This is a genomic window from Pantoea sp. BR_17, from assembly GCF_041955125.1.
Taxonomy (GTDB): domain Bacteria; phylum Pseudomonadota; class Gammaproteobacteria; order Enterobacterales; family Enterobacteriaceae; genus Pantoea; species Pantoea stewartii.
The window spans coordinates 37,013-53,589 of the sequence record NZ_JAVAXT010000010.1 but is presented as its reverse complement, the minus strand read 5'-3'; the positions used below and the strand labels follow the sequence as shown (position 1 = coordinate 53,589).

The following is a 16,577-nucleotide window of genomic DNA, read 5'->3' as shown; positions in this document are numbered from 1 at the left end:
AGCATGCCTTGTAGCAAATTGCGGTCAGAACGTGTGTGGCGCGATCTGCTTTTGATAGCGGCCCGGTGTAATGCCGTAACGTTGGGTAAACGCACGGGTCAGATGCGCCTGATCGGTTAAGCCTACCGCTGCCGCGACGCTGGCTATGGCCTCACCCCTGGCGAGCATCTGTTTGGCTTCATAAAGCCGGTAAGCCATTAACATTTGCTGGGGCGTGACATGGAAATGATCGCGGAAGGCGCGTAAGAAATGCCACGGTGATAACGACGCTAATGCCGCCAGTGTGTCGAGCCTGACGGGCTCCCCAAGATGGGCGCACAGGTAGTCGCGCACGTCATCAAAACGGTGTCTGGCATCGACTTTACGCGCTGAGGCCATACGGGCCTGTGGACGGATGCGCACCAGCAGGTCTGACAGCAGGCTATAACGCGCCAGGGCCGTATCGGCCTGCCACAGCGCCGCCAGACACTGCGACACAGGCTGCGCAAGTCGCACGTCCGTTCGCAGCGCATCCCCGAACCACCAGCCACGGTCGCCACTCAGCTCATCCATACAGTCAGGCTGGATGTAGATCATTTGATAACGCCAGCCCGTTTCGCAGGCCGACTCCCCGGTGTGCAGCTCATCAGGATTCATCATGACCAGAGAATGGACAGGGGCAGTGTAGTGCGTACCGCGGTAACGGAAGCGCTGTGCCCCGGCCTCGATGGTGCCGATGCCAAAGGCTTCGTGCGTATGCGGAGCAAAGGCATAACGGGAAATATGCGCCTGGTAAAGTTCCACGCCCGGCAGTTCAGGCAACTGCCTAAACAGCGCGCGATCTTTTTCACAGGGAAAAACAGCTGGAACGCCTTCCACGTTATCGCTCCTTATCTGGTTGGCAGAATCTGCAAGCATGCCGTTAAAAGGGGATGAAATGCAAAGATTGTCATCCCCGGTTGAATACATGACACTGCTTAACAGGTGTACTGACGAGGAAACATCATGCAGCGTGTTGTAATGGTAGTTGATATGCAAAATGGCGTATTCACCACGCCGCGTTTCGATCGGGCTGGCCGGGTCAGGCAGATTAACCGCCTCATCGAACAGGCTGATCTTACGCTGTTTATTCAGCACAGCGAAGGCGACATGGTGCCAGGCAGCCAGGCCTTTGCGCTGTTACCCGAGATGGCTCAATCCCGGAATGCGCACTTTATTACCAAGACAGCCTGCGACAGTTTCTGGCGGACGTCCCTGGCCTCACTGCTGAGTGAGCTGGCTATTCATGAGTTTGTTATTTGTGGGTGTGCCACTGATTACTGCGTCGACACCACCATCAAGGTCGGCGCAGGACTGGGCTATCGCATCACCGTCGCCGCTGACGCCCATACCACCGCCGACCGGACCTGTGCCAGTGCGGAACAGTTAATTGGCCAGCATAATGAAGTCTGGGCGGGCTTAAGTCTTCCGGGTAACGTACCACGCGTGATCGATACCGATACCGTGCTGGCCGGGTGGCGTTAAGCGATCACGCTTTCATCCGTATCAGACCATCTGACTCTTTCTTCATCCTGAGTCGCATCAGCCCGGCCAGTTATGGCCGATTTTGGAGGCGCTATGTTTGAGTCGTTTGCCTGGATCAATGAGCCTGCAACGTGGCAGTGCCAGAACGGTACGCTACAGGTCACCACCGATGATAAGACCGATTTCTGGCACAAAACCTGGTACGGGTTTGAGCGCTTTTCCGGCCATGTCTTTGCCACGGAGGTGGACGGCGACATGACTTTTCAGCTCAAAATCTGCGCAGACTTTACCACGCTGTACGATCAGGCCGGACTGATGCTGATACGCGACGCACAGCACTGGCTAAAAGCAGGAATTGAATATAACGATGGTGCGCCCGCCATTGGCAGCGTGCTGACGCTCGGCCATTCCGACTGGGCAACGGGGATATTTCCTGGCGATCCGCGAGCGTTCTGGCTCCGGCTGACGCGCAAAGGTGACAGCCTGAGACTGCAGTATTCGGCAGACGGACAGACGTGGCCTTTATTACGTCTGAGCTATTTTCCACCCGGTCCGCTCAGGATAGGTGCTATGTGTTGCACGCCGGAGCGTGCCGGCCTGGCGGTCACCTTCCGCGACATGCTTCTGACGCCGCCGCTGGATAAAGCACTGCATGATTTAAGTTAACGGCGGACGCGTCGTCCAGAGATGTGATGTCATGTTTTTTGTCGCCCGTGCCCGATCTTGCCCGGGCTTTCAGGATACAGGCCATGTATTTCGGCCAGGTCATGCCCGCCGGGTCATCGCGCCTCCAGTGTCGGCGCTGGATAAACCACGCCAGGGTGTGCGTGAAAGGCGGGATAGTGGTGCAGAGTTAAACCAGACATCCCCAACAAAACAAAAAAGCCCCGGTAATGGGGCTTTCTGCAACAGAGACTGACAGACGGCTTAGAACGGAATGTCGTCGTCAAAATCCATCGGCGGTTCGTTATTGTTGCTGGCCGGAGCGCTGGGCTGCTGCTGCGGACGAGACTGTGCGCCGCCGCTGAACTGGTTGTTATTGCCCTGCTGCGGTTGCTGAGGCTGGCCCCAACCGTTGTTGTTGCCCTGACCGCCGCCTGCTGGCGCGTTACCGCCCTGCTGACGTCCACCCAGCATCTGCATGGTGCCGCCCACGTTGACAACCACCTCCGTGGTGTAACGTTCCTGACCGCCCTGATCCTGCCATTTACGGGTGCGCAGCTGGCCTTCAATATACACCTGAGAACCTTTACGCAGGTATTCGCCCGCCACTTCTGCCAGTTTGCCAAACAGCACGACACGGTGCCATTCGGTAATCTCTTTGTTCTCACCGGTCTGCTTGTCGCGCCAGCTCTCAGAGGTAGCCAGCGTAATGTTGGCGACAGCGCCACCATTTGGCATGTAACGTACTTCCGGATCCTGACCCAGATTCCCGACAAGAATCACTTTGTTAACGCCACGACTGGCCATGTTGCTGTCTCCCGATGAATGATTACGTCAACTCTAAACAATCAATTCTAACACGTCCCGCGCCTGGTTTCCCACTTTCGAGCGGTGTTCCATTTTTAATCATCTGCCGGAAAAAAGCAAAAAACTACTGGATATTTATTCAGTCTATTTTTTGTGCCATAATGATGCGTTTATTCTGGCCGTGTCACAGGGCGCGGTGAGTGCAGCTAATCCGGGAAAGGTGAATGGATAAGATCGAAGTTCGTGGTGCCCGCACCCATAATTTGAAAAACATCAACCTGACCATCCCTCGCGACAAACTCATTGTGGTTACTGGCCTTTCCGGGTCCGGTAAATCCTCTTTGGCGTTTGATACGCTGTATGCGGAAGGTCAACGCCGCTATGTGGAGTCGCTCTCTGCCTATGCGCGCCAGTTTCTGTCTTTGATGGAGAAGCCTGACGTCGATCATATTGAGGGTTTGTCGCCGGCCATCTCCATTGAGCAAAAGTCGACCTCGCATAACCCGCGATCGACGGTAGGCACGATTACGGAGATTCACGATTATCTGCGCCTGCTGTTTGCCCGCGTGGGTGAACCGCGCTGCCCGGATCATGATGTCCCGCTGGCTGCTCAGACAGTGAGCCAGATGGTCGATCAGGTGCTTGAACAGCCCGAAGGTCGCCGTCTGATGCTGCTGGCACCGGTCGTGAAAGATCGCAAAGGTGAACATACCAAAACGCTGGAAAACCTGGCGACGCAGGGCTACATCCGCGCCCGGATCGACGGCGAAGTGTGCGATCTTTCCGATCCTCCTAAGCTGGAACTGCAGAAAAAACACACCATTGAAGTGGTTATCGATCGCTTTAAAGTCCGCGATGATCTGGCGACACGCCTGGCGGAATCCTTTGAAACGGCGCTGGAACTCTCTGGCGGTACCGCGATTGTGGCCGATATGGACGACAGCGCGGCAGAAGAGTTGCTCTTCTCCGCGAACTTTGCCTGTCCGGTTTGCGGATACAGCATGAGTGAGCTGGAACCGCGCCTGTTTTCGTTTAACAACCCCGCCGGTGCCTGCCCGACCTGTGACGGTCTGGGTGTGCAGCAATATTTCGATCCCGATCGCGTAGTGCAAAATGCAGAGCTGTCGCTGGCAGGCGGCGCCATCCGTGGCTGGGACCGTCGTAACTTCTATTACTTCCAGATGCTGCGCTCACTCGCCGATCATCTCGACTTCGATATAGAAGCGCCGTTTAACAGCCTCAAGGACAGCGTGCAGAAAGTCATTCTGTACGGTTCCGGCAAAGAAACGATTGAATTTAAATATATTAATGACCGTGGCGACACGTCTGTGCGCCGCCATCCGTTCGAAGGCGTGCTGAACAATATGGAGCGCCGTTATAAAGAGACGGAATCCTCAGCGGTACGCGAAGAACTGGCGAAATTTATCAGCAATCGCGCCTGCGCCAGCTGTGAAGGCACGCGTCTGCGTCGTGAAGCGCGCCACGTCTATGTCGAAAACACCACGCTGCCGACCATTTCAGACATGAGCATCGGTCATGCCATGGCGTTTTTTGAAAATCTGAAACTCAGTGGTCAGCGGGCTAAAATCGCGGAAAAAGTGCTGAAAGAGATCGGCGATCGCCTGAGTTTTCTGGTCAATGTTGGCCTGAACTACCTGTCGATGTCGCGTTCTGCAGAAACATTGTCGGGCGGTGAAGCCCAGCGCATCCGTCTGGCAAGCCAGATTGGCGCCGGTCTGGTCGGCGTGATGTACGTACTGGATGAACCGTCAATCGGCCTGCACCAGCGCGATAACGAGCGCCTGCTGGGCACGCTGATTCACCTGCGCGATCTGGGTAATACCGTGATTGTGGTCGAGCACGATGAAGACGCGATTCGCGCCGCCGACCACGTGATCGATATCGGTCCCGGCGCGGGCGTGCACGGCGGCGCTATCGTCGCGGAAGGTACGGTTGAGCAGATTATGGCGGAAGAGGCTTCGCTGACCGGCCAGTTCCTCAGCGGCAAACGCGCAATCGCCGTGCCTGAAACGCGCGTGAAGGGCGATCCCTCGAAGGTCCTGAAAATTACGGGCGCGCGCGGTAACAACCTGAAGGACGTCACCTTAACGCTGCCTGTTGGCCTGTTTACCTGCATCACCGGCGTCTCCGGGTCAGGGAAGTCGACGCTGATCAACGATACGCTGTTCCCTATTGCCCAGCGCGCGCTGAACGGGGCCACCATTGCTGAGCCAGCACCATATCGCGATGTCGCCGGTCTGGAGCACTTCGATAAAGTCATCGATATCGACCAGAGCCCCATCGGCCGCACGCCGCGCTCTAACCCGGCCACCTACACCGGTATTTTTACGCCGGTTCGTGAACTGTTTGCCGGCGTGCCTGAATCACGTTCACGTGGTTATAACCCAGGCCGTTTCAGCTTTAACGTGCGTGGCGGACGTTGTGAGGCCTGTCAGGGCGACGGCGTGCTGAAAGTGGAAATGCACTTCCTGCCGGATATTTATGTGCCGTGCGATCAGTGCAAAGGCAAACGCTATAACCGTGAAACGCTGGAGATTAAATACAAAGGCAAAAGCATTCACGAAGTGCTGGAAATGACGATTGAGGAAGCACGTGAGTTCTTTGATGCCGTTCCTGCCCTGGCGCGTAAGCTGCAAACGCTGATGGACGTTGGATTGTCCTATATCCGCCTGGGTCAGTCGGCCACCACCCTGTCCGGTGGTGAAGCGCAGCGCGTCAAGCTGGCGCGTGAGCTGTCGAAGCGCGGCACGGGACAGACGTTGTATATTCTGGATGAGCCCACCACCGGGTTACATTTTGCCGATATCCAGCAACTGCTCGAAGTGCTGCATCAACTGCGCGATCAGGGCAACACCATCGTGGTCATTGAGCACAACCTCGACGTCGTGAAAACGGCGGACTGGATCGTCGACCTGGGGCCGGAAGGCGGCAGTGGCGGCGGTGAAATTCTGGTGGCAGGCACGCCAGAAACCGTGTCCGAATGTGAAAAATCACATACGGCCCGCTTCCTTAAGCCCTTGTTGAAAAAATAAAATTGCAGGCCCGCATCACGCGGGCCTTCTTACAGGGATTGCACAATTTACCCTGAAAAATGCAGGATCAGGCAAGATTCAGACACATATAGGCATATACGCTTTTCTCTCCCCTGACTATCCTTAATTCGTTCCCCTTTGGTACGCCCCTGGCGTCACCTTCTTGCTGCGCGCGTTATGCTGCGGCGTTGATCGAAAAATCACGACACACTTTAACTGGAGACACCATGAACATTACCCATGCGTATGCTGCTCAGGATGCAAAGTCCAAACTGGCACCGTTTGATTTCAAACCGCGTGAGCTTCGTGCTCATGACGTACAGCTTGACGTGCTGTTTTGTGGCGTTTGTCATTCTGACTTGCATCAGGCGCGCAATGAGTGGAAAAACACCATTTTTCCTGTGGTTCCGGGACACGAGATTGTTGGCCGCGTGACCGCAGTCGGCCCCGAGACGCAGAAGTACAAAGTCGGCGACCTGGTCGGCGTTGGCTGTATGGTTGATTCCTGCCGCAGCTGTCCAAGTTGTCAGGAAGGCCTAGAGCAGTACTGTGAAAATGGCTTTGTCGGCACGTATAACGGTCAGGATCGCCAGACAGGGGCTATCACCTACGGTGGTTACTCCACCTCTATGGTAGTGGATGAAAGCTTTGTGCTGCGTGTTCCAGAAAACCTGGAGCTGGCCGGTGTGGCACCGCTGCTGTGTGCCGGTATCACCACCTATTCACCGCTGCGTCACTGGAATGTCGGCCCGGGTAAAAAAGTCGGGATCGTGGGGCTGGGTGGACTGGGGCACATGGGCGTAAAAATTGCTCACGCGATGGGCGCGCATGTCGTGTTATTCACCACCTCACCGTCAAAAATCGAAGACGGAAAACGTCTGGGCGCAGACGAAGTGGTCATTTCGAAAGATGCCGACCAGATGGCGCAACATGCCAACAGTTTTGACTTCATTCTTAACACAGTGGCGGCGCAACACGACCTTAATCCGTTTATCACCTTGCTGAAGCGTGACGGCAATATGACTCTGGTCGGCGCGCCTGAACACGATCATCCCGCGCCACAGGTTTTCAATTTGATCTTTAAACGCCGCAGCATCGCTGGCTCGCTGATTGGCGGTATCGCTGAAACCCAGGAGATGCTGGATTTCTGTGGCAAACACGGCATCACGTCAGATATTGAGCTGATCGCCATGGATCAGATCAACGAGGCTTACGAACGTATGCTGAAGAGCGATGTAAAATATCGCTTTGTCATTGATATCGATACGCTGCGTAAAAACGCGGCGGCGTAATCCTGTCCTGTGCCCTTTCCCACGCCGGGAAAGGGCCGTTACCGCCCGGTATCTGCCTGCTGAAAAGAGGCATCCACCAGATAGTAAATTTGCGAATCTTTCAGCGTGCCGTCTAAAAACAGCGTGTTCCAGTGTGATTTATTCAGATGTTCACTGGGAAACACATCGCTGTGCTCATCCCGCATCAGTTCAGCCAGCGCGGGCGAGGATTTGAGCGACACCGCCGGACGCCCTTTGACTTCATGCACCATGGCAAACAGCACGCCGTTGCTCTTGATCTGCGTAGCTTTCCAGTCGCTGTGAACGCTCTGCTCTGCGCCGGGTTTGCTCATGCAGTACGTCAGTAAGTCCGAATTATTCATACTCATTCCCCTTGTAAGGTCGCCACAATACGTCGGGCTCCGCCATGAATACGATGTTCCCCCAGCCAAATGCCCTGCCAGGTGCCCAGTACCAGCTGTCCACGCTGCACCGGTAGCATCAGTGAAACGCCCAGCGTGGACGACTTAATGTGGGCGGGCATGTCGTCACGGCCTTCGTAATCGTGTTGATAAGGAGCCGCTTCCGGGACATGGCGCATAAAGTGTTGTTCCATGTCGCTCCGCACTGTCGGATCGCAGTTTTCATTCAGCGTCAGTGAAGCCGACGTATGCTGCAACAGCAAATGGAGTAATCCGGTGTGGATATCACGGAGTGCGGGCAACTGTTGCACAATCTCTTCCGTTACGAGGTGAAAACCCCGCGATTTTGCGCTTAAGGTCAACGTTTGTTGATACCACATACTTTTTTCCTGAATCTGTGAGACACAGTTAAGTGTGCAGAATGTGGCGCAAAGGTAAACCCGATCCGTAAAAATAAAAAAGCCGCCAACAAGGTTGGCGGCCCGGGGAAGATTGTGTGCGGAATTACATTACTGCCGCAAAGGCTTCCGCGACCTGATGCACGTTTTTGCTGTTCAGACCTGCCACACACATACGGCCGCTGCCGACGAGGTAGATCCCAAACTCTTCACGCAGGCGGTCCACCTGCTGCGCACTCAGGCCGGTGTAGCTGAACATCCCGCGCTGCTTCAACAGGTAGTCGACGTTCTTACCGGGTAGCGCCGTACTCATCACCTGTACCAGCGCCTGGCGCATGTCGATAATGCGCAACCGCATGGCTTCGACCTCGGCCAGCCAGTTAGCTTTCAGCGTAGCGTCGTTTAACACGCGGGCCACAACCTGTGCGCCGAAGTTTGGCGGGCTGGAATAGTTACGGCGGACGGTCGCTTTGAGCTGACCTAATACGCGGCTGGCCTCTTCAGCGCTGTCACATACCACAGACAGGCCGCCGACGCGCTCGCCATACAGCGAGAAGATTTTTGAAAAGGAGTTGCTGACCAGCGCAGGCAGACCTGCCGCAGCAACCGCACGCATCGCGTACGCATCCTCTTCCATGCCAGCACCAAAGCCCTGATAAGCGATATCCAGGAACGGGATCAGCTCCTGTGCTTTCAGCACGGCAACAGTTTCGTCCCACTGCGCATTGGTCAGGTCGGCCCCGGTTGGGTTATGACAGCACGGATGCAGCAGCACGATGCTTTGCTTTGGCAGGGTTTTAAGCGTGCTCAGGAAGGCATCAAAACGTACGCCGTTGGTTTCCGGGTCATACCACGGATAGGTCTTCACCTCGAAACCGGCACCGTTAAAGATGGCGATATGGTTTTCCCAGGTCGGATCGCTGACCCAGACGTTGGACTGCGGGAAATAACGCTTCAGGAAATCCGCACCGACTTTCAACGCACCTGAGCCGCCCAGGGTCTGAATCGAGGCGATCTGGCCCGCTTTTAATACGGGATGATCGGCTCCGAACAGCAGTGGCGCTATCGCGTTGCGGTAGGTATTTAATCCTTCCATAGGCAGATAGAGCGAAGCCTGCTGCGGTTCGGCACGTAACTGCTCTTCAGCATCAGCCACCGCCTGCAGCTGAGGGATGATGCCTTGCTCGTTGTAATAAAGCCCAATACTCAGGTTCACTTTATGCTCGCGCGGATCCTGTTTAAAGGCTTCCATTAGCGACAAAATCGGGTCGCCAGCATAGGCATCAACGTTCTGGAACACGGTGCAGATCTCCATGATTGTTCTTGAAATAAAAAAGGGCGATTAAACCCTGTACCGCCCGGGACGATGGTTCATTGCGATGATCATATTCAGTATCACCGCGCCCGCAATGGACGCAAGCAACATCGGCAGGCTGACGACAAACAGCGAGGCCAGCACCACGCAGGTATCGACCGCCATTTGCAGTTTACCGGCGCGAATGCCGAAACGGTCTTGCAGCCAGAGCGCCAGGATATTGATCCCGCCCAGGCTGGCTTTATGGCGAAACAACACTATAAACCCAATCCCCATGATGACGTTACCGAACAATGCCGCATAAAAAGGATTCAGTGTGGAAAAATGCATAAACAGGGGATGAAGATGGGTAAAAAGCGACACCAGCCCCACGGCACAAAAGGTTTTTAGCGTAAATTCCCAGCCCATTCGCTTCACGGCCAGCCAGTAGAACGGCAGGTTGATTACAAAGAAAACGCTGCCAAATGACACGGGCGACAGATAGCTGATGAGGAATGCCAGTCCAGCCGTGCTGCCGGTCAATGCGCCTGCCTGCTTCAGCATGAGCACACCAAACGAGACCATTAAGGTGCCGAGCAGGATAGCCAGCGCATCTTCAAGGCGAGAGTGAGGAATATCGGCGGGTTGTACAATGTTGTCCATAAAGCAGTCTCAGTGCGAATGATGCAGCACAAATGCAATAACTGCGCCAGCCTGTGCAGGCGCTCAGGCATAAGCGTCTTACCGGATTTTACTGCCCCGCCGGGGAGGTCGATTGTGCATTGCCCGACTCAAATACGCATAAAAAACGCATCATTCCGCCACATCATGCACCACCTGCGCGCATTATGCTCTTTTTTGGCGCACAGCCTGCTGCTCGCCCATCATTAATCCGTTCTCTTTGAGTCTGCCCAGTACCACCGATGTTTTGACATGGGAAACGCTCTGGTGACCGGCTAACAGCTGGCTGATTACCGCGCTCAGTGAGGCCAAATCGGCCACGGCGACTTTCAGCAGGTAGTCGGCATCACCGGTGGTTTTATAGGCATCAATAATTGCGTCTTCATGTTCCACCATGCGATGGAAGCTGTCGACATAGTCAGCGGTATGGTTAATGAGCCGCACTTCAATGAGTCCGACAATGCCCAGCCCCACCGCGTCCGGCGACAGCCGTGCGTGATAGCCAAGAATCAGGTTGGCCTGTTCAAGATTGATACGCCGACGTGAACATTGTGAAGCAGAAAGACCGACCAAATCGCTGAGTTCCTGATTGGTCAAACGGCCATTAGATTGGAGCAGAGTAAGGATTTTTAGATCGTAATCGTCTACGTGCGTCATGCTGTTTCCGTCGCGTGTCAGTGTCGCTTTGCTACAGATAACCCGATTCACTGCGACGTTGTCCAACACTATTTTGCACGGTCCTGCCTGCCATGCACAGATCGTGCATGGCAGGCCAGTGACGGATTATTCGTCGTCGTACTGCGGGCCTGCATAGTTATCAAAGCGTGACCACTGACCGTTAAATGTCAGGCGTACGGTACCGATCGGGCCGTTACGCTGCTTACCCAGAATGATCTCTGCGATCCCTTTCAGGTCGCTGTTTTCGTGATAAACCTCGTCACGGTAAATAAACATGATCAGGTCAGCATCCTGCTCGATCGAACCCGATTCACGCAGATCCGAGTTTACGGGACGTTTATCGGCACGTTGCTCCAGTGAGCGGTTCAGCTGAGATAACGCCACCACGGGCACGTTAAGCTCTTTTGCCAGCGCTTTTAATGAACGGGAAATCTCGGCGATTTCCAGCGTACGGTTATCTGACAATGCGGGCACGCGCATCAACTGCAGGTAGTCGATCATGATCAGACTGAGGCCACCGTTTTCACGATAGATGCGACGCGCGCGGGAACGGACCTCGGTCGGCGTCAGGCCAGAAGAATCATCGATATACATATTCTTCTTTTCCAGCAAAATGCCCATCGTGCCGGAAATGCGCGCCCAGTCTTCATCGTCAAGTTGACCGGTACGAATACGGGTTTGGTCAACCCGCGACAAGGAGGCCAGCATACGCATCATGATCTGTTCGCTGGGCATCTCCAGACTGAAAATCAGTACCGGTTTGTCCTGCAGCATCGCCGCGTTTTCACACAGGTTCATGGCGAACGTGGTTTTACCCATTGAGGGACGTGCGGCCACGATAATTAAGTCTGAGCGTTGCAGCCCGGCCGTTTTCTTATTCAGATCCTGATAACCGGTATCGATGCCCGTGACGCCATCGTGCGGCGTCTGAAACAGCGACTCAATCCGTGAAACCGTCGCTTCCAGAATTTGTTCGATGTTTTTGGGGCCATCGTCTTTGTTAGCCCGCGCCTCAGCGATTTTAAATACGTTCGACTCGGCAAAATCCAGCAGGTCTTCACTGCTGCGCCCCTGGGGATCATAACCGGCATCGGCTATCTGATTCGCCACGGCGATCATTTCGCGCACGACCGCACGTTCACGCACGATATCCGCGTAAGCGCCGATGTTCGCCGCACTGGGCGTGTTTTTCGCCAGCTCAGCCAGGTAAGCAAATCCGCCGGCCATCTCCAGTTCGCCGCGCGTTTCCAGCGATTCTGACAGCGTAATCAGGTCGATAGGTTTGCTGTTTTCCAGCAGACGCTGCATCTCGGAGAAAATAAGACGGTGCGAGCGATTGAAAAAATCATTTGCCACGACGCGTTCGGACACGTTGTCCCAGCGCTCGTTATCCAGCATTAACCCACCCAGCACCGACTGCTCCGCTTCCAGCGAATGCGGGGGCATTTTCACGCCTTCTAACTGGCGATCCTGCGTTTCGTTCGATTTGTTGGTGGGTTTATTTCCTGCCATAGTGAATGCATTACCGATCTTCTGTGGGGACGCGCAAGTATACCTCAGTTAAGGGGCGTGCCTCACCTTCATGATGAAACAATCACAGGAGTAAGCATGGCAAAGCGTATTCAGTTCAACGCACACGGTGGCCCGGATGTCCTGACCTGGGTTGATTTTGAGCCTGCCGATCCCGCCGATAATGAAATCCAGGTCGAAAACCGCGCGATTGGCATTAACTATATTGATACTTACGTGCGCAGCGGGCTGTATCCGACAGGTCATTTTCCCTCTGGTCTGGGCACCGAGGCGGCGGGCGTGATTACCCGCGTGGGATCGGCGGTCACGCGTTTCAAACCCGGCGATCGCGTCGTGTACTGTCAGGCCGCACTCGGGGCTTACAGCGAGCTGCATAACGTGGCGGAAGACCGTCTGATGCTGTTACCCGACGCCATCAGTTTCGAGCAGGCTGCCGCCAGTTTTTTGAAAGGCCTGACGACGCAGTACCTGTTACGACAGACCTATAAGCTCAAAGCCGACGAAATTTTTCTGTTTCATGCCGCGGCGGGTGGCGTGGGGTTGATTGCCTGCCAGTGGGCAAAAGCGCTCGGCGCCCATCTGATCGGCACCGTCGGCTCCGCCGAAAAGGCGACACTGGCCAAAAACGCGGGAGCCTGGGCCACCATTAATTATCAGCAAGAGGACATTGCACAACGGGTCAGTGAGCTGACCGGCGGCAACAAGGTTGGCGTGGTGTACGACTCTGTGGGGAAAGCGACCTGGGAAGCCTCGCTGGACTGCCTGCGTCGTCAGGGACTGATGGTGAGCTTCGGGAATGCTTCAGGGCCGGTGACCAATGTTGATCTCAGCATTTTAAATAAGAAAGGCTCGCTGTTTGTTACCCGTCCTTCCCTGTTCGGCTACATCACCAATCGTCAGGAGCTGGAAACGGCCAGTGCAGAATTATTCTCTTTACTGGCAAGTGGCGCCATTAAGGTCGATGTGCCCGAGCAGCAAAAATTTGCACTGAAAGAGGCCAGCCGCGCTCACCAGTTACTGGAGAGCCGCGCGACGCAGGGATCGAGCCTGCTGATTCCCTGATGTAAAAAGGGCTTCCCGCAGGAAGCCCTTCTTTTATTTTTCATTCGCACTGATGTAGGGGCAGAAGCGATGAATATGTTATGAATCAACGACAGCTATCCTGACAGAAAACATAAGTAAAAAGTATGATTGTTGTTAATATTCTGAGCACCAATTTTTCACTGTGTGATCACGCACACATTTATCCCCTGCCATTCCGCTCCAGCCTGCGGATCCTGCGCCTGTACAGGACGCGCTGGCGAGTGTCTTCGTCAGTGAAAAAGCGCCGACAGAGCCATACTACGGCCACGGACAGCAGTAGCCAGGGTAGCACCTTAACAATCAGCATCACCATGCCGCCGACAAACATCACGATCGTGGCCACGACCAGGGCAGCAATGACGCCGATTAAAGACACGCCAGTCAGCAACAGCATCAGGAAGAAACCGAATACAAAAATAATGTCCATTTGTTCACTCCTCACGATGAATACGTTACGTATTACAAGAACCATGCCAACAAGTAACCTGTTGATAGTGATGAGTTAAGTATGAAGTATGCAAAATCAACCTGGCGAAATTCACCAGATTATGGTGAAAAAAAACCAGCCGGCTGGCTGGTTTAACTGTATCAGGCTTCCTGAGGGATCTTATCGGCGACCAGTGCTAATGCAGCCTCCAGTACCCGCACATCGGCACCGGGCTTATGGGCATTCTCGCTAAGGTGACGACGCCACTGGCGCGCGCCAGGGATCCCCTGGAACAGCCCCAGCATATGGCGCGTCACATGGCCAAGGTACGTGCCTTTTGCCAGCTCGGCTTCAATATAAGGGTACATGGCGCGCACCACCGCCACCGGATCAGCGGCAGGCTGTTCCCGGCCAAACACTTCCCGATCGACATGCGCCAGGATGCCGGGGTTTTGATAGGCCTCGCGGCCCATCATGACACCATCCAGGTGCTGAAGATGTGTTTTAGCCTCTTCCAGCGTTTTCACGCCGCCGTTAATGGCAATCGTCAGTTGTGGAAAATCACGCTTTAACTGATAAACCCGGGGGTAATCAAGCGGTGGAATCTCGCGGTTTTCTTTCGGACTCAGACCCGAAAGCCATGCCTTGCGCGCATGAATGATAAAGGTGTCGCAGCCACCGCGCTCTGCCACAGTGCCGATAAAATCGGTCAGGAAGGCATAGCTGTCCTGTTCATCGATACCGATACGGGTTTTGACCGTGACCGGAATATCCACCACATCACGCATCGCTTTAATGCCGTCAGCGACCAGCCCGGCTTCCGCCATCAGGCAGGCACCAAAGCGGCCATTCTGAACACGATCTGACGGGCAACCCACATTGAGGTTAACTTCATCGTAACCGCGCTGTTCAGCCAGCTCCGCACACTGCGCCAGTGCAGCCGGATCGCTGCCGCCCAGTTGTAACGCGACCGGGTGCTCCTCTTCATTAAAGGCCAGATAATCGCCTTTACCGTGAATAATGGCTCCCGTGGTGACCATTTCGGTATACAGAAGCGTATCGCCGGTCAGCAGACGATGGAAATAGCGACAGTGACGATCCGTCCAGTCGAGCATGGGGGCAACAGAGAAGCGTTGGGAGGAAAAAGTGTCGGTCATGAAGCGCAGTCGATCCGGTGGTTAACAGTGATGATATTCTGCGCAAGGATAGCATAAGGGCGGGCGACAAGGTATCGCCCGCCCGTTAATGGCACGGAATCAGAAGTTAAATCCGAGTTGCGCCATGGCACCCCAGGTATTGTTTTGCCCCACCGAGCCTGCCAGATCCAGATGCACAGAATTGTTGAACGGTGACAGCCCAAAGCCTGCGGTCGCCACATTTTCGTCGTTGGAACGCATATCTGCGCGATAACCGGCGCGTAACTGTAACCAGTCCAGTACGCGATATTCCGCGCCCACGCCTGCATACTGACTGTTTTCCTGAGATTTGAAACGGTGCGTTTCGGTCAGGTCAACATCGCCTGTCAGCGTTACCGGCCCTTTATCCCAGGCTAAACCCGCCGTCACTAATGGACGGATTTCATAGGTATCCTGATAGCCATTCACCTCTTTGGTTTGCAGGTCACGTGATACCAGGTTCTGTCCGGTCACGCCTAATGTCCAGTTTTCTGCGAATACCGTCGCCAGGCCGGCGTCAACGTTGAACCCGCTTTCGGTGCTGCGGTAGCGGCCATCCCGTAAATCGTTTTTATCGTAGTTATAAACGCTGGCGGAATAGTTATACAGCCAGGTCTTTTGCAGCTTAGGCGTCACACCAATCGACACCGGATGGCCGGCAATCGTGAACTCATGGGCAACGGCGATACCATAATCGGTATTTAGCGCAGCCAGCCCGTTCGCGCTGGAGCCCAGCAAGTTTTGTACATTAGGCAGACCAAATACACCGCCAGGAATACCGGCAAACGTTCCGTCAGCCACGCCTTGTAAAATAACGATATCGCCTTCTTTTACATTCGCGCGGACATGCGCCGTACCATAGGCTTTGGTGACAAAGGCAAAAGGCAGCGTTTCATTCGGAACGGTGACTGCAATCGCGACACCTGCTGTCGCGTTGGCTTTGTTACCGCGTAAATCTCTGAGCGTATTGGCCAGATCCCCTGACGCAGCCTGTATCTCAGGAATACGGCGCAGCAGCTCTAACGTCGAGGCATTATCAAACAGATCCTGATAGCGATTTACCGTGTCAGTAATGTTATCGATCTTATCGACCATCTTGTCTTTATCAGTAATTTGCGCGCCCGCACTGGGAAAAATGATGCTGACGTTGTCATCGGGCTTCGCTTTGGTCATTAACGCCGGGTTAGCTAAAACGGCAGACCCGTAGGTAGAGGACGCCACGCCCGTTCCCCCCATTGCATCGTTACGGGCATCGTACCAGGTTCCCGCGGCCAGCGCGGATGATGAAAAAACCAGAGCATTAAACACTGCAGGGAAAACCAGAACGGAACGTGGGACGGTTAATTTTGCCATTTGCTTATCATCACCTGAAAAATTGCCGTTAAAACATTAACGACCGAATAGTTTGTTAGCCCCATTGTGGAGGATGGCTAACGCTTTATTGCTGTGAATTCAGAGTAAATAGTGGCGCAATTCCATTGATTGATTATTTTTCGATCCGTTATGTCTGGTTACCGTCCAAAAAGCGTTAAAAGAAGGAGGCCGGGACCAGCACTTTATTAAGAACTTTTAAACATTAGTTCTTAACTCAG

General features: G+C 54.5%; 16 protein-coding genes. 5 read left to right on the top strand and 11 right to left on the bottom strand.

The window, feature by feature from the left end; translation table 11 throughout:
• Positions 1–24: 24 nt before the first annotated feature.
• Entirely contained in the window at positions 25–858 is an 834-nt protein-coding gene (locus tag RAC60_RS15685; RefSeq protein ID WP_375093993.1) for an AraC family ligand binding domain-containing protein, read from the bottom strand.
• Positions 859–984: 126 nt separating this feature from the next.
• On the opposite strand from RAC60_RS15685, the gene RAC60_RS15680 reads away from it, so the two are divergent.
• Entirely contained in the window at positions 985–1,503 is a 519-nt protein-coding gene (locus RAC60_RS15680) for an isochorismatase family protein (protein ID WP_039339066.1), read from the top strand.
• A gap of 93 nt (positions 1,504–1,596) precedes the next feature.
• The gene (locus RAC60_RS15675; RefSeq protein WP_054634664.1) at positions 1,597–2,169 is read left to right on the top strand and encodes a DUF1349 domain-containing protein; all 573 of its coding nucleotides are present in this window, start codon (positions 1,597–1,599) and stop codon (positions 2,167–2,169) included.
• A gap of 261 nt (positions 2,170–2,430) precedes the next feature.
• Here the strand turns inward: RAC60_RS15675 and ssb1 are convergent, their stop codons facing one another.
• Complete coding sequence (gene ssb1 / locus RAC60_RS15670; RefSeq protein WP_006121517.1) at positions 2,431–2,973, bottom strand: single-stranded DNA-binding protein SSB1; 543 nt, start codon at positions 2,971–2,973, stop codon at positions 2,431–2,433.
• A 224-nt stretch (positions 2,974–3,197) separates the two neighbouring features.
• On the opposite strand from ssb1, the gene uvrA reads away from it, so the two are divergent.
• Positions 3,198–6,026: an excinuclease ABC subunit UvrA gene (uvrA, locus tag RAC60_RS15665; protein ID WP_033738980.1), complete on the top strand. Its 2,829-nt coding sequence runs from the start codon at positions 3,198–3,200 to the stop codon at positions 6,024–6,026.
• Between the two features lie 227 nt (positions 6,027–6,253).
• Positions 6,254–7,318 carry an NAD(P)-dependent alcohol dehydrogenase gene (locus RAC60_RS15660; RefSeq protein ID WP_033738979.1) on the top strand — a complete coding sequence of 355 codons (1,065 nt, stop codon included), beginning with the start codon at positions 6,254–6,256 and terminating at the stop codon, positions 7,316–7,318.
• A 38-nt stretch (positions 7,319–7,356) separates the two neighbouring features.
• Here the strand turns inward: RAC60_RS15660 and RAC60_RS15655 are convergent, their stop codons facing one another.
• From RAC60_RS15655 to dnaB, 6 genes are all read right to left on the bottom strand, one after another.
• Entirely contained in the window at positions 7,357–7,680 is a 324-nt protein-coding gene (locus RAC60_RS15655; protein ID WP_006121520.1) for an MmcQ/YjbR family DNA-binding protein, read from the bottom strand.
• 2 nt (positions 7,681–7,682) lie between these two features.
• Positions 7,683–8,099, bottom strand: coding sequence for a secondary thiamine-phosphate synthase enzyme YjbQ (locus RAC60_RS15650; RefSeq protein ID WP_033738976.1), 417 nt, complete (start codon positions 8,097–8,099; stop codon positions 7,683–7,685).
• A gap of 124 nt (positions 8,100–8,223) precedes the next feature.
• Positions 8,224–9,417, bottom strand: a complete 1,194-nt coding sequence (locus tag RAC60_RS15645) for an amino acid aminotransferase (protein ID WP_133745551.1) — start codon at positions 9,415–9,417, stop codon at positions 8,224–8,226.
• A 42-nt stretch (positions 9,418–9,459) separates the two neighbouring features.
• Positions 9,460–10,074 carry a YitT family protein gene (locus RAC60_RS15640; RefSeq protein WP_375093992.1) on the bottom strand — a complete coding sequence of 205 codons (615 nt, stop codon included), beginning with the start codon at positions 10,072–10,074 and terminating at the stop codon, positions 9,460–9,462.
• Positions 10,075–10,257: 183 nt separating this feature from the next.
• Positions 10,258–10,749, bottom strand: coding sequence for an Lrp/AsnC family transcriptional regulator (locus RAC60_RS15635; RefSeq protein ID WP_058702337.1), 492 nt, complete (start codon positions 10,747–10,749; stop codon positions 10,258–10,260).
• 126 nt (positions 10,750–10,875) lie between these two features.
• Complete coding sequence (gene dnaB / locus RAC60_RS15630) at positions 10,876–12,282, bottom strand: replicative DNA helicase (RefSeq protein WP_006121562.1); 1,407 nt, start codon at positions 12,280–12,282, stop codon at positions 10,876–10,878.
• Between the two features lie 96 nt (positions 12,283–12,378).
• Between dnaB and RAC60_RS15625 the strand changes: the two genes are divergently transcribed.
• On the top strand, positions 12,379–13,362 hold the full coding sequence (locus tag RAC60_RS15625; RefSeq protein ID WP_162286160.1) for a quinone oxidoreductase: 984 nt from the start codon (positions 12,379–12,381) through the stop codon (positions 13,360–13,362).
• A 181-nt stretch (positions 13,363–13,543) separates the two neighbouring features.
• Here RAC60_RS15625 and pspG read toward each other — a convergent pair whose 3' ends face one another.
• The 3 genes from pspG to RAC60_RS15610 all read right to left on the bottom strand — a co-directional run bounded on the left by pspG (position 13,544) and on the right by RAC60_RS15610 (position 16,338).
• Complete coding sequence (pspG, locus tag RAC60_RS15620; RefSeq protein ID WP_375093991.1) at positions 13,544–13,810, bottom strand: envelope stress response protein PspG; 267 nt, start codon at positions 13,808–13,810, stop codon at positions 13,544–13,546.
• Between the two features lie 161 nt (positions 13,811–13,971).
• A complete protein-coding gene (dusA, locus tag RAC60_RS15615) occupies positions 13,972–14,967 on the bottom strand; it encodes a tRNA dihydrouridine(20/20a) synthase DusA (RefSeq protein ID WP_375093990.1) in 996 nt (331 codons plus the stop codon).
• 99 nt (positions 14,968–15,066) lie between these two features.
• Complete coding sequence (locus RAC60_RS15610; protein ID WP_033738961.1) at positions 15,067–16,338, bottom strand: conjugal transfer protein TraF; 1,272 nt, start codon at positions 16,336–16,338, stop codon at positions 15,067–15,069.
• Between the last annotated feature and the right edge of the window lie 239 nt (positions 16,339–16,577).

Excerpts from the sequence above, each read along its gene's own strand:
- RAC60_RS15680 (WP_039339066.1), top strand. The coding sequence starts at position 985 with ATGCAGCGTGTTGTAATGGTAGTTGATATGCAAAATGGCGTATTCACC.
- RAC60_RS15675 (WP_054634664.1), top strand. The coding sequence starts at position 1,597 with ATGTTTGAGTCGTTTGCCTGGATCAATGAGCCTGCAACGTGGCAGTGC.
- ssb1 (WP_006121517.1), bottom strand. The coding sequence starts at position 2,973 with ATGGCCAGTCGTGGCGTTAACAAAGTGATTCTTGTCGGGAATCTGGGT.
- uvrA (WP_033738980.1), top strand. The coding sequence starts at position 3,198 with ATGGATAAGATCGAAGTTCGTGGTGCCCGCACCCATAATTTGAAAAAC.
- RAC60_RS15660 (WP_033738979.1), top strand. The coding sequence starts at position 6,254 with ATGAACATTACCCATGCGTATGCTGCTCAGGATGCAAAGTCCAAACTG.
- RAC60_RS15655 (WP_006121520.1), bottom strand. The coding sequence starts at position 7,680 with ATGAATAATTCGGACTTACTGACGTACTGCATGAGCAAACCCGGCGCA.
- RAC60_RS15650 (WP_033738976.1), bottom strand. The coding sequence starts at position 8,099 with ATGTGGTATCAACAAACGTTGACCTTAAGCGCAAAATCGCGGGGTTTT.
- RAC60_RS15640 (WP_375093992.1), bottom strand. The coding sequence starts at position 10,074 with ATGGACAACATTGTACAACCCGCCGATATTCCTCACTCTCGCCTTGAA.
- RAC60_RS15635 (WP_058702337.1), bottom strand. The coding sequence starts at position 10,749 with ATGACGCACGTAGACGATTACGATCTAAAAATCCTTACTCTGCTCCAA.
- dnaB (WP_006121562.1), bottom strand. The coding sequence starts at position 12,282 with ATGGCAGGAAATAAACCCACCAACAAATCGAACGAAACGCAGGATCGC.
- RAC60_RS15625 (WP_162286160.1), top strand. The coding sequence starts at position 12,379 with ATGGCAAAGCGTATTCAGTTCAACGCACACGGTGGCCCGGATGTCCTG.
- pspG (WP_375093991.1), bottom strand. The coding sequence starts at position 13,810 with ATGGACATTATTTTTGTATTCGGTTTCTTCCTGATGCTGTTGCTGACT.
- dusA (WP_375093990.1), bottom strand. The coding sequence starts at position 14,967 with ATGACCGACACTTTTTCCTCCCAACGCTTCTCTGTTGCCCCCATGCTC.
- RAC60_RS15610 (WP_033738961.1), bottom strand. The coding sequence starts at position 16,338 with ATGGCAAAATTAACCGTCCCACGTTCCGTTCTGGTTTTCCCTGCAGTG.